Annotated in this window: 14 protein-coding genes; 2 read left to right on the top strand and 12 right to left on the bottom strand. The window is 68.5% G+C overall.

The features are described 5' to 3' along the window. Positions 1 to 21: 21 nt before the first annotated feature. From BCF44_RS23055 to BCF44_RS23070, 4 genes are all read right to left on the bottom strand, one after another. Positions 22 to 3,495 (bottom strand): fibronectin type III domain-containing protein, encoded by a 3,474-nt coding sequence (locus tag BCF44_RS23055; RefSeq protein ID WP_147328599.1) that lies wholly within the window; start codon positions 3,493 to 3,495, stop codon positions 22 to 24. A 491-nt stretch (positions 3,496 to 3,986) separates the two neighbouring features. Next, a complete protein-coding gene (locus BCF44_RS23060; protein WP_116176396.1) occupies positions 3,987 to 4,763 on the bottom strand; it encodes an HpcH/HpaI aldolase family protein in 777 nt (258 codons plus the stop codon). Beyond that, complete coding sequence (locus BCF44_RS23065; RefSeq protein ID WP_116176397.1) at positions 4,760 to 5,632, bottom strand: 2-hydroxy-3-oxopropionate reductase; 873 nt, start codon at positions 5,630 to 5,632, stop codon at positions 4,760 to 4,762. Before BCF44_RS23065 ends, BCF44_RS23060 begins: the two co-directional genes overlap by 4 nt. 1,085 nt (positions 5,633 to 6,717) lie before the next feature. Beyond that, entirely contained in the window at positions 6,718 to 7,308 is a 591-nt protein-coding gene (locus tag BCF44_RS23070; protein ID WP_246015432.1) for a TetR/AcrR family transcriptional regulator, read from the bottom strand. A gap of 118 nt (positions 7,309 to 7,426) precedes the next feature. Between BCF44_RS23070 and BCF44_RS23075 the strand changes: the two genes are divergently transcribed. After that, entirely contained in the window at positions 7,427 to 8,449 is a 1,023-nt protein-coding gene (locus BCF44_RS23075) for an aldo/keto reductase (protein ID WP_116176399.1), read from the top strand. 70 nt (positions 8,450 to 8,519) lie between these two features. Here the strand turns inward: BCF44_RS23075 and BCF44_RS58610 are convergent, their stop codons facing one another. Further along, complete coding sequence (locus BCF44_RS58610) at positions 8,520 to 8,654, bottom strand: hypothetical protein (RefSeq protein ID WP_281283147.1); 135 nt, start codon at positions 8,652 to 8,654, stop codon at positions 8,520 to 8,522. Between BCF44_RS58610 and BCF44_RS23085 the strand changes: the two genes are divergently transcribed. Continuing rightward, positions 8,648 to 8,857: a hypothetical protein gene (locus BCF44_RS23085; RefSeq protein WP_116176400.1), complete on the top strand. Its 210-nt coding sequence runs from the start codon at positions 8,648 to 8,650 to the stop codon at positions 8,855 to 8,857. The two genes, BCF44_RS58610 and BCF44_RS23085, sit on opposite strands and share 7 nt — an antisense overlap. 306 nt (positions 8,858 to 9,163) lie before the next feature. Here the strand turns inward: BCF44_RS23085 and BCF44_RS23090 are convergent, their stop codons facing one another. From BCF44_RS23090 to BCF44_RS23120, 7 genes are all read right to left on the bottom strand, one after another. Next, entirely contained in the window at positions 9,164 to 9,865 is a 702-nt protein-coding gene (locus tag BCF44_RS23090; protein WP_116176401.1) for an NAD(P)-dependent oxidoreductase, read from the bottom strand. 35 nt (positions 9,866 to 9,900) lie between these two features. Then, on the bottom strand, positions 9,901 to 10,152 hold the full coding sequence (locus BCF44_RS23095) for a hypothetical protein (protein WP_116176402.1): 252 nt from the start codon (positions 10,150 to 10,152) through the stop codon (positions 9,901 to 9,903). 11 nt (positions 10,153 to 10,163) lie between these two features. Next, the gene (locus BCF44_RS23100; protein ID WP_116176403.1) at positions 10,164 to 11,117 is read right to left on the bottom strand and encodes a sigma-70 family RNA polymerase sigma factor; all 954 of its coding nucleotides are present in this window, start codon (positions 11,115 to 11,117) and stop codon (positions 10,164 to 10,166) included. Next, positions 11,110 to 11,370, bottom strand: a complete 261-nt coding sequence (locus tag BCF44_RS23105; protein WP_116176404.1) for a DUF899 family protein — start codon at positions 11,368 to 11,370, stop codon at positions 11,110 to 11,112. Before BCF44_RS23105 ends, BCF44_RS23100 begins: the two co-directional genes overlap by 8 nt. A 31-nt stretch (positions 11,371 to 11,401) precedes the next feature. Next, positions 11,402 to 12,088: a hypothetical protein gene (locus BCF44_RS23110; protein ID WP_246015434.1), complete on the bottom strand. Its 687-nt coding sequence runs from the start codon at positions 12,086 to 12,088 to the stop codon at positions 11,402 to 11,404. A gap of 74 nt (positions 12,089 to 12,162) precedes the next feature. Then, positions 12,163 to 12,954: an SDR family NAD(P)-dependent oxidoreductase gene (locus tag BCF44_RS23115; RefSeq protein ID WP_116176406.1), complete on the bottom strand. Its 792-nt coding sequence runs from the start codon at positions 12,952 to 12,954 to the stop codon at positions 12,163 to 12,165. A 19-nt stretch (positions 12,955 to 12,973) separates the two neighbouring features. After that, positions 12,974 to 13,735 carry an SDR family oxidoreductase gene (locus BCF44_RS23120; protein ID WP_211353170.1) on the bottom strand — a complete coding sequence of 254 codons (762 nt, stop codon included), beginning with the start codon at positions 13,733 to 13,735 and terminating at the stop codon, positions 12,974 to 12,976. Positions 13,736 to 14,076: the final 341 nt, after the last annotated feature.

Consider the following 14,076-nt stretch of genomic DNA (forward strand, 5'->3'; position numbering starts at 1 on the left):
GTGTGGCGCCCCACACGCCGATCAGCAGCCCTGGTTGGCGATCAGGACGTGGTAGGCGTCCAGGTCGTACTGGTAGCCCTTGACGTTCGGGCCGTCGGTCGCCGGATCACCGTGGTCGTCGACCAGTATGTTGTTCTGGTTGAGGGCGTGGCTGACGTAGCCGTGGTGCAGCTTGTAGATCAGGTCCGTGCTGCCGACGTCGTAGCGTGCCGCCGCGGTGGCCGCCGAGCAGCTGAAGCCGCCCAGCGCCGTCATGGCCAGCCGGTCGCCGGTCACGTTCATCCAGCCCTCGAACGTGTACAGCGCGGAGCTGCGCAGCCCTTGAGAGTCCGTGGAATTGAACTCGTGCCCCATGCCGAGCTTGCCCTGGACCGGGCTGGTTGTGCCGTCGGCGATGTGGGCAGGCCCGTTCACGCTGGTCACCGTCTGATCGAAGGTGGCAGCCGCGAGGGTGTTCCACAGGCCCATGAGGTCGGAGCTGTGCACTCCACTGTAGACGAACGCCCGCCTGATCGCGGAGTTCGCGGCGGTCCCGACGGTCGCGAAGCAGCCTCCGGCGTTGGTCAGGCCGGCGGCGTTCAACTGCGACGCCTCGGTGGCGTCGTCGAATCCGGTCAGCATCGAGTCCCAGGCGGACGCGCCGAAGAACTGGATCGCGGCGGCTTCGACGTCGACATAACCGTCCCGGTAGTTGGGGTTGTTGCCCTTGGCGAAGTTGCCGAACCCGCAGATGCCCGATGAGAAGTTGTTGGCATCGTTGTACGTGTAGTTGCCCGCGTACCCCATCGCCGCCTCGAGCAGGGACACCTTGTTCTGCTCCGTGGAGGTCAGCTCGCCCCACGCGGGACCGTTCTTGAGCAGCAGCAGGCCCTGGGCGACCGGTGCGTGCGCCCAGCCCTCCAGGCCGCCGTCCGCGTCGGGCTCGTTGCCGCCGGCGATCAGGTGCCGCACCTGACCGAGCAACGCGCTGTCCACTGTGGTCCCGCCGGTCGACTTGGCGCCCGGCTGCTGCTTGTCCACCAGGGCCAAGTACTCCAGCACCTTGGCCGAACCGATGACGACCGGGTTGGTGCCCGGCCGCGGCACCGCTGAGATCGGCTTGGCGAAGGCGATCGGCGCGGCCGCTACCGCGCTGTCGATCTCCGTCTGGCTGAACGCCGTGCCGCCGGACGACTGCGTGGTGGCGCTGACCGGTCCGCTGGGCCCGGACTCGACCCCGGCACCGTCCACGGCGGTCACCACGTATGTGTGACTGCTGCCCGGGGCCAGGCCGGTCACCGTCGCCGAGGTCGTCGTGGCGGTGGTGACGAGATTGCCGCCCTCGTAGACCTTGTATGACGCTGCCGGGTCGCTGCCCGACGGCTCGGTCCAGGACAACGAGATGCTCGAGGTGGTCGTGCCGGTCACGGCCAGCCCGGTGGGTGTCGCGGGACCGTTCGAACCGGATTGGGTGGACGCGGTCACCGGTGCGCTGTTCGGGGACAGATTGCCGGCCGCGTCCACGGCGGCAATGGTGTAGGTGTGACTGCTGCCGGCGGCCAGGCCGGTCACGGTCGCCGAGGTGGAACTTGATGTCGTGACGAGCGTCTGCCCCTCGAAGACGTCGTACGACACCGCTGGGTCGCTGCCCGACGGCTCGGTCCAGGAAATAGAGATCGTGGACGTGGTCGTGCCGGCCACGGTCAGTCCCTTGGGTGTCGCGGGCGTCGGATTGCCGCCGCCTTGGCCGTTGACGGTCACGTTCGTGGGTGCGACGTACGCGCTGCCGTAGTCGCCGCTGAAGGTGACGGTGGCGTTGCCGTCGTTGGGGATGGTGGCGTCGGAGCTGGTGTTGGTCAGGGTCTGGTGGTTGCCGTTCGTGGTCAGGGTCGCGTTCGACACGGTCTCGATGTTCATGCTCGGGTCGAGGTCGAACTGGACGTTCCACCCGGTGACCGCGGCGCCGGAGTGGTTGGTGATGGTCGCCTGGTCGGTGTAGCCGCTTCCCCAGTCCTTGGTCTTGGCGATGGCGACGGTCAGTGCGTTGCCGCCACCGCCGCCCGTTGTGGTGCCGGTGGCCGAGCCGCTGGGCGGCGATTGGGTGCCCGCCGCGTCCACCGCCGTGACGGTGTAGGTGTGGCTGGTGCCGGGCGCGAGCCCGGTGATCGTGGCGGTGGTCGTGGTCGGACTCACGACCACCGTCGAGCCGTCGTACACCTTGTACGACACCGCCGAATCAGCGTTTGACGGTTCGGCCCAGGACAGGCTGATGCTGGAGCTGGTGGTGCCGGTGACCGTCAGACCGACCGGAGTGGCCGGTGTCGGAGTGCCGCCGGAGGTGCTGCCGGTGACCGGAGCGCTGCGGCCGGACTCGTGGCTGGCGCTGTCGACGGCGCTCACCGTGTAGGTGTGGCTGCTCCCGGCCGGGAGCCCCGTGATCGTGGCGGCAGTCGACGTCGGGCTGGCCACCACCGTCGATCCCTCGTAGATCCGGTAGGACGCGGCCGGGTCCTGACTGGACGGTTCGGTCCAGGACAGGCTGATGCTGGAACTGGTGGTGCCGGTGACGACCGCGTTGGTCGGGGTCGCGGGCGTCGACGGGACGGTCCCGTTCTGCGGGTTGGGATCCAGCGTGAAGTCCGCGAACTCGTCGGTCGTGGTGTGCGTCGGGCTCCACGACGTGTCGTGTCCACCGTGGAAGGTCGAGAAGAACACGCCGGAGAAGGCGCCCGGCAGCGGCTGGGTGGTCTGGCAGACCGGTGTCGTCCCGCCGTCGCTCCAGATGCTGATCTGACCGGTCTTGACGTTGACCAACTGCTCGATCGAGTGCCAGTTGCCGTCGGCCGGGAACGTCCAGTTGCCCAGGCACAGATCCGCCCCGAAGCCGCTGCCGGACGCGGTGTAGAAGTACAGCTCGCCCTTGGGCGCGCTCGAACTGCCGCCCCGCCACATGTATCGGGTAGACCAGCCGGTGCCGCAGTGCTGGCCGCCGCTCTCACAGCCGGGCTGCCCGCCGTAGAGACCGGGCATCTTGCCCGCGGTCTTCTTGCCGAAGTCGAACCCCACGGGGAACTTGTAGTAGTACTTCAGGTCCAGGGTCGGGCTGGTGGCCAGCACGGACTGCCCGTTGCTGGCGAGGTCCTGGTAGAACTGCCCGCCGCCGAGCCCGCAGCCGCAACTCGGTGGGCCGCTGGGGGCCGGGTAGGTCACCTTCAGCGCCTGGCCGCCACCCGGGGCGGTGGGGTCGCTGACCGGTTGCAGATTGTTGTAGCCCCAGTTGCAGGGCGCGGTGCTGGTGGCGCCCTTGCACTGGGCGCTGTCGGACGTCAGGCCCCAGGAACTGTTCCAACTGGACGTGTGGAAGTTGTCGAAGGTTCCTGTCCAGGCAGGGGACGAGGCTGCCGCGAGGGTGGTGTTCGGGGACGCGGCCGACATCGAGGCGACGACCAGTATGCCGACGACGACGGCGACGGCACACCCCAATCGCGAATACAGGCAGGAGAGTAGACGATTCATCTGAATCCTTGCGCGCGGAGTGGCAGTACCTCCGGCCGCGGTGCGACCAGCGGGGCGGCGGTGACCAGCTGTGCGTGGCCCGGTGTTATCCGGACCGAGCGGACAGTAGCGCGCACAATCGATCGCATTCAAGAATGTCAACAATGTTCATGAACGTAAACGCCGACGGATCGATACTGCGCCCAAAACGGACGGCCGACGGCGGTGATTTTCACAATTATGAACGTTGTGCGAATTGGCAGGAAAGTTTACATACGATGAAATGTCGCAGGACTTGGCTGATCGGACTGGAATTTGAGGCCGGGGGAGTGGGCGACGATTCCGTGGGTCGATTCGGCTGGCCGTCGAGCCCCGTCCAGCAGGGGAAAGCCGGCGGCACCGGCCTGCGGGCCACCGGGCGTGAGCCGGTGCTGCCCCGTCACGCGCGATTAGCGCGTCACGCCGCACCGTCGTCGCAAGACCTCGCGATCAGCGACGCGTGGGAGTGGCGGTCAGGATTTAGGAAATGACACCGGCTCGCTGTGCGCCCGATTGTTCACGCCGAGCGCCTGCACGGCCCGTCGTCCCGAGGTCGCGAGCAGCGAGGCGTCCGAGCCGACACCGACGAATCGGAAGCCCTCGTCGGCATAGCGTCGGGCGGTGACCGCGTCGGGCGCCAGGATGCCGGCCGGAATCCCGGTCGCGAGAACGCGTTTCAGGGCATTGCGGAACACCGGCGCGGAGGTGTCGCCGGGAACGCCGAGGTCATGGGAGAGATCGCGCGGGCCGACGAAGAGCACGTCTATGCCGTCCACCGCGGCGATCTCCTCGATCTGCGCGATGGCGTCCCGGCTCTCCACCTGGATGACGCACAGGCCCGGTTCGGCGTCCAGCATCTCCGGCCGCAGACCGAATCCGCACGCCCGGTTGTAGGTCGCCACACCGCGATCGCCCGACGGCGGGTACCACATGTGCCGCACGGCCTGTCTCGCCTCGGCCGCCGAATCCAGGCGCGGCACCATCACGCCGGCCGCGCCGAGGTCGAGGGCGCGGCCGGCGCGGATGCGCTCGCCGGACTCCACCCGCACCAGCACCGGCACGCCATGAGCCTGGGCCGCCAACTGCTGCGGCAGGAACGCGCTGGCGTCGCCACCGCCGTGTTCCAGATCCACCAACAGCCAGTCGAACCCGGCCAGCGCGCACACCTCCGCCGCCAGCGCCGATCCCAGACCGAGGAACGTGCCGAACACGGCATCGCCGGCCAGGAGGCGACGGCGCAGGGCACTCATCGCGTCCGCCCGGACAGCGCCTCAACCAGTTTCAGCAGCGCCGTGTGGTCCAGCGCGCCGTCGCCTCGCGCGCGTACGGCGGCCATCAACTGGGCGACCACCGCGCCCAGCGGCACGACGACTCCCGCGTCCCGCGCGACTTCCAGCCCGATGCCGAGGTCCTTGTGGTGCAGGTCGACGCGGAAGCCGGGCTCGTACCGGCGGGCGAGCATCGACTCGGCGCGTCGGTCGATGATCCGGTTGCCGGCGAGGCCGCCGCCCAGCACCCGAAGCCCGGCTTCCACGTCCACGCCCGTCGCGTCGAGCAGCACGATGGCCTCGGCGACCAGTTCGATGGTGCCGGCCACGACGAGTTGGTTGGCCGCCTTGACGGTCTGCCCGGCGCCGTCCGGGCCGACGTGTTCGATGGTGGTGCCCAGCGCGTCGAGCACCGGACGGGCTCGCCCGAAGGCTTCGGGCGAGCCGCCGACCATGATCGACAGTGTGGCGTCGATCGCCCCCTGCTCGCCGCCGGACACGGGCGCGTCCAGGGTGCGGATGCCGCGCGCGGCGAACGTGTGGGCGACGGCGACGGAGGTCTGCGGACGCACGGTGCTCATGTCGATGTAGAGGGCGTCAGGCTGTGCGGCCGGCAAGATCTCGCCCAGTGCGACCTGCTCGACGTCCGGTGAGTCCGGCAGCATCGTGATGATCACGTCGGCGTCGCGCACGGCGTCGGCGACGGTCGACGCCGCCCCGCCACCCGCCGCGACGAGGCGTTGAACGGCCGCCCGGCTCCGGTTGTGGCCGGTGACGGCGTGGCCGGCCTTGACCAGGTTGGCCGCCATCGGGCCGCCCATGATCCCCAGTCCGATGAACCCGATTCGCATTGGCCCTCCTCCTGCGGCGGCAGTCGACCGTCTCACGCGGCGGACCCCTTAGACCCACCAGCATCACACCCGATTCAGAACCGTGACCAGGATTCATGTACGCGCACGGATGTTCCGCCGAACGGCGCACATGCCCGTCGTGGTTGGTCCACTGCCCATCGCTGTCCGCAGTGGACACGCGGACAGGAGCGGCTCACCCGCGCCTGCCGACCCGCGCTGCGGAAAGCCACACCGCCGAACACGTCCGAGGGCCAATGGACACCCAGATAGGCCCGGCTGAATCCGACAGCGGCGGCTCCCCGCCACGACGATCAACCGGTACCGGGTGGGGAAGCGCCGGGCCAGCACGAAAACGGCCACACCGGCCGCCGGTGTCGCACCGGTGGTGTGCCCCGAGGGAAACGACAAGCCGGACGCGCGAACTGCCCAGTCGGCGACCGGTGGCCGCGCGCGGGCCGCCAGATCCGAGATCAAGGTCCGTGACACGATTCCGGCAACCAGCAGCATCACGGGAACGAGCAGTCCGTCACCCTGATCGACCACCAACTCGACCGCCTCTTCACCACACCACCCAACACCGAAACACATCGGTAGAGCAGCACAACGGTCGAGCTTGCCTCACCTTCCAAACGTAGAGCCCGAGCCGTCCGTCCGTAGGATCGGCGAGCCCGCCGCTCGACAGCAACAGGCAGCCGAGGAGTCATACCCGCTGATCGGCATGAGCGGATGGTGCCAAGCAAGCTCCTCGTCCGGAGCTGCCTGCGAGACCCAGGTTCAACGGGACCAAGTAACGCGTCGGGGACATTGCTTGAGGCGGCAGGAATCTGGGCGCGTTCATCTGTACACGACTGAGCAAGCGACTCAGTACGCCGGCACGGCCCGAAGGCATACCTCCGACGACTCGGACTCGTGCCCCCAGAGTAGTCCTGGCCGGCGGGAGGTTCATCTGCCCGAGGGGCCCCACCATGACGGCTGCCGCAGGTCGGGCTGGCCATCGTGGCGCGGCTGCCTGCGCACCGGCGAGGAGTCGTGCGACGTCCCGCACGGGCCCAAGCAGCCCGATCTCGCCGGCGTGCCGGACTGACTCACCCGGGCCGACGGCCGCCGTAGCGGAGGCCGTCGATGAGCAGCCCGACCATCTGTCGGCTGTGGTCGACGCCCCGGTCGGGCACGGGCTGACAGAGCGACGCGATGGCACGCAGCAGATCCTCGGCGGCGACGTCGTCGCGGATGGAGCCGTCGGCGGCCGCGGCGTCGAGCAAGGACTGGAGCGTGGGGCCGAGGCGGGCCATGAAGTACTCGGGCAGACCCTGGAAGGCCGGGTCGCCCGAGTGCAGCGCCGACGCGAGCCCCCGCTTGGTGTGCAGCAGCTCGCCGAACCGCTCGACCCACTTCGCCAGCGCCACCACCGGCTCGTGCTCGGCGCTGAGCGCCGGCCCGGTCTCGGCCACCGAGTCGATGCCACTGCGCACGACCGCCTTCACCAGGTCCGAGCGCTGTGGGAAGTGCCGGTACAGCGTGCCGATCCCGACGCCGGCCAGGTCGGTGATCTCCTTGGCCGGCGCGTCCACGCCGGAGGTCGCGAAGACCTTACGCGCGGCTTCGAGCAGGGCTTCGGTGTTGCGCTGGGCGTCGGCCCGCCGGCGTCGCCCGCTCGGGCTGATGTCCTGGGTCACTGCTCCACCTCGCTTGCGTAACCGGAAAGCCATTCCGTATAGTTCCGGAACAGCTTTCCGCTTACCTTCAGGGTAGGGCATCCCCGCGGGATGCCGCCCGCCACTCGGGAGTCGCGCCATGCAGTACCGAACGCTCGGCCGCACCGGCATCAAGGTCAGCCCCTACGCCCTCGGCGCACTCATGTTCGCCACCGCCGTCGGCAACCCCGATCCCGACGACGCGGCCCGCGTCATCCACCGCGCCCTGGACGCCGGCATCAACTTCGTCGACACCGCCGACGTCTACGGCGACTCGGAGGAGGTCGTCGGCCGGGCCCTCAAGGGCCGCCGCGACGACGTCGTGCTCGCCACCAAGTTCAGCCGCCCCACCGGGCAGGACCCCAACCACCAGGGCGCCTCCCGGCGCTGGATCGTCACGGCGGTGGAGAACTCCCTGCGCCGCCTGCAAACCGATCACATCGACCTGTACCAACTGCACCGCCCGGACCCGGACACCGACTTCGAGGAGACCCTGTCCGCGCTGACCGACCTGATCCGCTGCGGCAAGGTCCGCGCCATCGGCACCTCCGGGCTGCCCGCGTCCGACATCGTGGAGGCCCAGTGGGTCGCCGAGCGGCGCGGCCTGGCCCGGCCGCACACCGAGCAGCCCGCCTACTCCCTGCTCAACCGCGGCGTCGAACGTGAGGTGCTGCCGGTGGCTCAGCGCTACGGCATGGGCACGCTGGTCTGGGGCCCGCTGGGCCAGGGCCTGCTCACCGGTCGCGTCCGCAAGGACGGTCCCAACGACCTGCGCCGTGCGCACATGTTCCAGCACCTCAACGACCAGCGGCGCCTGGACGTCGTCGAGCAGCTCATCCCGGTCGCCGCCGAGGCCGGCCTGCCCATGACCCACCTGGCGATGGCTTTTGTCATCGCGCATCCCGGCGTCACCAGCGCGTTGCTCGGGCCCCGCACCATGGCCCACCTCGACGACCTGCTCGCCGGCGTCGACGTCGCCCTCTCCGACGACATCCTCGACCGCATCGACGAGATCGTCCCGCCCGGCACCGACATCGGTCGTCTCGACCAGGAGTACCGTCCACCGGCCATCGCCACCCCGGGCCGGCGTCGCCGCCCCGCGGCCGAGCGCTCCGCCGCCTGACCGTCGACAGCTCGCCGGCGTCGCGACCTGATTGATGCGTTGTCGCCCGTCGGTAGCAGCATTGTGAAGGTCAGGTGGGCAGTCCCAGGATCCGTACGATGCGTTCGGCGGCGGCGCCCACGGTCAGGAAGTCGTCTCCCAGTGGTTCGACGACGAGCCGCCTGACGTTGGCGATGTGGTTGGGGGCCGCGGATTCCAGTGCCAACGGGTTACTGCAGCGACGGCACGTGGGTCTGGCCGGACGCGACCCTCTACTACCTGGAGCGGCACGGACTGGCGCCGGACCCGGAGTTTCGCGTGCACATCAAGCGGGCCGGCGCCCCGCCCGCGACGCTGTCCCGCCTCCAGCGGCACGTGGCCCTGGACGCGTTGCTGGACCGTCAGCCGCGGCTGGACTTCCCACGGTGACGAGCCGGGCCACCCGGCTCCGGCCGCCACCTGCGTCGTCCCGGTGGTTGCCGCACCCGCATCCGACAGTCGGCATGAGCGCGCATCACAGGGCCACGTCGTCGCACAGGTTCGGTGAGACGGGCCAACTTCGATGAGACGACTTGCACCCCAACGGGTATCTCCTGGGCATGCCGACTTCTCGTTAGCCGGTTTCGTCGCCGGGCCTGTTCCGTCGGCCGAGCGATCATCCCTCAACTGAACAGGCGAGGGGCGAGCGTCAGCCGGCGAAGTTGTGTGCCACAACGCCGCGCGATCACCCCGCGTTCAGTAGCCGACGGTGAAGCGGCGCTGCACGAAACGCGGAAGCTCGACTTCGTCGAGAACGGCGACGGCTGCATCTTCGGCGGATATGCGACTGCGACCCTCGGCATCCAGGACGGGTTGGTCGCCGCCGACCCGGAAACGGCCGGTGCGTTCGCCCGGGGCGATTTCCACGGCTGGACTGAGGTAGGTCCAGCGCCGATTGGAGGTGCGATAGAGGTTCAGCGCGTCCCTGTGGCCGCGCATGGCCGCAGCATATTCCCTTGGCAGGCCGAAGCCGTCGATCGCGGCATTGAGCAGCGCGTCGGAGTCGGCGAACACCAGGCCGGGCTTGACTTCGAGACTAGCGGCGCCGCCGACGACGATGAGCCGGATCTGAGAACGGCTTTCCAGTGCGGTCGGCAGCGCCGTGGCCGTCCGTGCGTAGATGCCGGGGTTGGCGATTGCCCGTGCCACGGCATCAGCGGGGTCGCTGGCGGCGTTGCCCGCGCCAAATGCACTGATCAGGACGTCGAGTCCGGGTAGGACCGCGGCGATACCACCGGCATCGGTGGCATCGACGTTCTTCCATCGGATGTCCGCACGATTGTCCTGAATACCAGAGACGTCGCGACTGAACGCCGTGACCTGGTGCCGGCGGTCGAGTGCCTCCGTGACGATTCGGCTGCCGATAGTGCCGGTGGCACCGATAACTCCGATTTGCATGATTCTCCTGTTCGTGTGAAGATCTGGTCGATCTCCTATTCACACTGGCCTTCGCCGGCGTGCCGGCCTTGTTGGCGGACGCCGCAAAGGGTGGCTGCGATACGGAACAGCTGTGAGCGTTCCGGCGGCCAATTCTCCTGCCCGTCATGGTAGTCGAATGCACAACTGTAAATCTGCTGAATCATACAGTCGGCGGCGTCGGCTGAACCGAGCATGAGTTCGCAGAACAACCGCAGCTGTGCGTGCAGCGCGGCGTCGTGCTTGTCGGTGTTTCCCTGTTCGGCCATGCGTTGCCTGGTCAGAGTCCGAACAGCGGAAACAGCCCGGAGCCGTGGAACGCCACGATCCGGCTGACGCCCTCGGCGGTGACCGTCACTACGTGCAGCGCGTGTGGACGGTGCACACCGTCGTGGCCGCGGGCGTACACCGCGAACGCGGGCTGTCCATTGGCGGAGGTCGCGACCACTTTGACTGGACCGATTATCCGCATCTGCCTGAGCAGGAAAGCCACGATGGTGTCGCGGCCTTCGAACCAGGTCGCGATCGGCGGCATTTCCCATCGCGCGTCTTCGGTCAGCACCGCGACGAGTTGATCGACATCCGCGGTTTCGAAGGCGGTGACGTAGCGGTCAAGCAGGGCTCGCTGCGCTTGTTCTGTGGGTTCGCTCAGGCCGTCCTCGCTGAGCGGGACCTGGGCGCGCGCTCGCTGCAGCGCGCTGTTGACGGCCGCTCCCGTCATCTGCAGCAGTTCCGCGACCTCGGTGGTCCGCCACTGCAACACGTCGCGCAGGATCAGCACGGCTCGCTGTCGCGGTGGCAGCTGTTGGAGTGCCCCGATCAGAGCGAGCCGCATGCTCTGCCGTTGCACCACGACGGTTGCCGGGTCGGTCGGCGAGGCGGTGAACAGGAGGTCGGGCATCGGCTGAAGCCACGGCACCTGCGAGGTCGGCTCGACCAGCCTGGCCTCCGGATCTGCCTCGGGGGAGCCGAGATCGGCGGGCAGCGGCCTGCGCCTGCTCTTTTCCAGCGCCTTGAAACACGCCCGGGTCGCGATGCGGTAGAGCCAGGTACGCAATGATGATTGGCCCTTGAACCGGTCATATCCCCGCCAGGCGTCGAGATAGACGTCCTGAACCACTTCTTCGGCCTCATCGACCGACCCGAGCAGGCGGTAGCAGTACGCGAGCAGCTCGCGTCGGAACGGTTCGCTCAGCCGTCCGAAGTCCTCGTTGCCGGTCTGAGACTCAGTCATACTGTGCATGATCCGCGCCCTGGGTCGGTGGTGCGGGGCTGACTGGGTGGCTCGGTCGGGCCGTCGTGGTGTCGCCGGCGTTGAGATGCGCGGGATGGGCGGCTTGCTCGACCTTCAGCCACGGCATCCGCATGCGGTCAGCGGCCACGGCGTCCCGGGCGCGGGTCAGGTCTTGCTCCTTCGCCAACAGCCGCAGGCGCGCGGCTTGCCGTTCCACTGGCGCAACAGCCCAAGCTCGGTGCGTGCTGTTCATCGCGATGTCCTTGTGTGGCAGGGAATTCGGCTCAACTGGCGGTGATGTCGGCCATGTCGATAGCGACCATGACGATCTGGTCGTCGCCCATCGGGGCGTAGGCCCGTCGGGTGGCTGGGATGATGATGCCGTCGATGTCGCGGTAGTCGGCGGCGTCAAGCTGTGACTCGGTGCTCGGATCGACGATGTCGATGGTGAAGTCGTGGCGGCGCAGCAGCCCGTCCGGGCCGAAGCAGAACACCTGTTTGCGGGTGTGGGTCTTGATGTGGTCGGGGAAGGTCACGTTCAGCCGCCGCCAGGTTTCACCGTCGGCCTCGACGGGCGCGATCTCTTCGCAGACGAACCCCGGCCAAGTGAACAGGAACGGCGCGGTCAGGTACGTCCACAGTGCTTCACCGGTGAAGTACGCGAGATGTAGGTCATCCCACGGCGTCTGGAACTGGTGGCCATCGAACGACCGCTCCGGATCGTCGCGCGCGTCGACAACCGTGCCGACGGGTTGCTGCAGGACGACCCGGTCGGGCTGGAAGAGCGACCGACGGTTCTGACCGACGAAGTCCATGGTCAGCCGCTGCCGTGTCGTGTCCACCTCGAAGCGGACCTCCTTCAGCGCGTCAGCCTTTCCCTTGACCTGCCAGAAGGCCCCGGTGATGGCGGCGTCGACGCGGATCGCCCGGATCCGGTTCCACCGCTCCAAACCACCGTGCGCGGCGACCACGCTAGTGAGTAGGTCGTTCACTGCTTTGCTCCTCTGTTGGGGCCGCCCCGGCCGCCGTTATGGAGGCCGGGCGATCAGTCGACGATGAGTCCGCCGGTCAGGTTGGCAACGGTGCCGGTCATCGCGGATGCCTGGTCGGAGGCCAGGAATGCCGCGACCGCGGCGAGTTCAACCAGTTCGGTGGGGCGCTTGCGGTGGGTCATCGCGCTGGCGGCGGCGGTGAACTGGTCCTTGGTGATGCCCATCGCGTCGGCGTGCAGCCCGTACACGACGTCGATGACCGGTGTGTCGACCATGCCGGTGGTGCGCAGGCAGATCGAGCGGACGCCGTGCTGGGCCCATTCGGCGGACATCGCGCGGTTGAGCGCTTCCATCGCCGCCCAGCCGACACTCATGCCGCCGACCAGGGGCAGGCTCACCCGGGCGGGTTCGGGTGTGTGCATCATGATCACTCCCGATCCCTTGGAGATCATGTGCCGCGCGGCGGATTTCGCGGTCACGAAGTGGGCCTGGGTGTATGTCGTGATCGGCAGCATGAAGTTGTCGACCGGCAGGTCGGTGAGCGGGATTCCCTGCAGCCCCCGCGGGGAGATTCCGATCGCGTTGAACGACACGTCGATGCTGCCGCCGTCGACCACGACGGCGTCGAGGTGTTCGGTGACGGACTTCTCGTCCAAGGCGTCGACCACGGCGGCCTCGACGGCTCCGCCCGCGGCGGCGATTTCCTTGGCGACGGTCCTGACGGTGTCGAGAGTCCGCCCGGTCAGGAAGACCCTGGCGCCTTCGTGGGCGAATCGGCGGGCGACCGCGCCGCCGACCGCTCCGCCCGCGCCGTAGACGACGACGTTCTTGTTTTCCAGCAACATGTTTCCTCTTTCTTGTGATTCACGCCAGCGCGTGAAGTCCGTGCCCGGTGAGCTGGTACTCTCGCGGCTCGTCCAGGTTGCCGGTGTCCTCGCACAGTCGCGCGATCTCGGCACCGACGATGGCCGGCGTGAGTAGCGGTTCGAGTGCTGCTGCGAATGTGGCGGTGTCGATTCCCTGGCGCTCGGCGTAGGCGGCGACACCGGCGGCGCCGAGTTCGGTGGCCGGCGTGATTTGCGGCAGCACGGCGGCGAAACGGATAGCGAGGGCGGCACGCCGGGATTCGTCCGCGGCATACGAGGCGAGGAATCGGATCATCGCTTTCGCACCCGCGTATCCGCCGCTCAGCGGTGAGCCGCGCAGTGCGGCGCCGCTGGACATCGCCACCACCAGGCTGTTGGGCGCCAGCGGGTGTCGCAGCGCCGCGCGGATCCAGTGGAATGCGTGTTGGGTGTCAACCTGCCAGTTGCGGCTGAACGATTCCCAGGACTGTTCGTGCACGGGCCTGACGGCGGGTGTCGCGCCCGCGTTGAGGACGAGCAGTGTGGGCTGGTGGTGCTCGATCAGGGTGCGGGCGGTCTCCGCGTCGGTCGCGTCGGCGACCGTCGGGACGAACATGGCACCCAGTTCCCGGCGCAGGTCCGCCAGCGCCTCAGCGCTGCGCGCCACGCCGACGACCCGGTGACCCCGGTTGACCAGCGCGGCGGCGATCGCCGCGCCGAAACCACGGCTGGCTCCGGTGACTACCGCCGTGGTTATGGGCTGCTCTGGTGAGCTCATCATCAACCACCTCCTACCCATACAGAGGCGATCGCGACGCGAAAGTCATCGGCGCCCGTCCGGCCAGATGGCCGATGGGTTTGGGCCGGCACTCGCCGAACTCGACGTCCGAACGCAGAAACAGCTGGTCAACGGCGCTCCGCGAGCCGGTCCAGAGTCCTGCCGCGACCTGACCCGGGCCGCGGTGAACTTCCACATCGACTACCTGGCTCGCACCAAGTCAAGTTTGCGTTCTCGTGCGGTGGCGGCGGCCTGGGCGCGGGCGGTGGGGTGCACGAACACCCGCCGCAGCGTGAGCACGAGACCCTTCTTCCTGTCGTTTGCCACCGTTGTGGGACCACCGA

The organism is Kutzneria buriramensis (assembly GCF_003387475.1).
Lineage (GTDB): Bacteria > Actinomycetota > Actinomycetes > Mycobacteriales > Pseudonocardiaceae > Kutzneria > Kutzneria buriramensis.

What these genes read in the sequence shown, in the direction of transcription:
- BCF44_RS23055 (WP_147328599.1), bottom strand. Translation starts at nt 3,495, where the DNA reads ATGAATCGTCTACTCTCCTGCCTGTATTCGCGATTGGGGTGTGCCGTC.
- BCF44_RS23060 (WP_116176396.1), bottom strand. Translation starts at nt 4,763, where the DNA reads ATGAGTGCCCTGCGCCGTCGCCTCCTGGCCGGCGATGCCGTGTTCGGC.
- BCF44_RS23065 (WP_116176397.1), bottom strand. Translation starts at nt 5,632, where the DNA reads ATGCGAATCGGGTTCATCGGACTGGGGATCATGGGCGGCCCGATGGCG.
- BCF44_RS23075 (WP_116176399.1), top strand. Translation starts at nt 7,427, where the DNA reads ATGCAGTACCGAACGCTCGGCCGCACCGGCATCAAGGTCAGCCCCTAC.
- BCF44_RS23090 (WP_116176401.1), bottom strand. Translation starts at nt 9,865, where the DNA reads ATGCAAATCGGAGTTATCGGTGCCACCGGCACTATCGGCAGCCGAATC.
- BCF44_RS23095 (WP_116176402.1), bottom strand. Translation starts at nt 10,152, where the DNA reads ATGGCCGAACAGGGAAACACCGACAAGCACGACGCCGCGCTGCACGCA.
- BCF44_RS23100 (WP_116176403.1), bottom strand. Translation starts at nt 11,117, where the DNA reads ATGACTGAGTCTCAGACCGGCAACGAGGACTTCGGACGGCTGAGCGAA.
- BCF44_RS23105 (WP_116176404.1), bottom strand. Translation starts at nt 11,370, where the DNA reads ATGAACAGCACGCACCGAGCTTGGGCTGTTGCGCCAGTGGAACGGCAA.
- BCF44_RS23115 (WP_116176406.1), bottom strand. Translation starts at nt 12,954, where the DNA reads ATGTTGCTGGAAAACAAGAACGTCGTCGTCTACGGCGCGGGCGGAGCG.
- BCF44_RS23120 (WP_211353170.1), bottom strand. Translation starts at nt 13,735, where the DNA reads ATGATGAGCTCACCAGAGCAGCCCATAACCACGGCGGTAGTCACCGGA.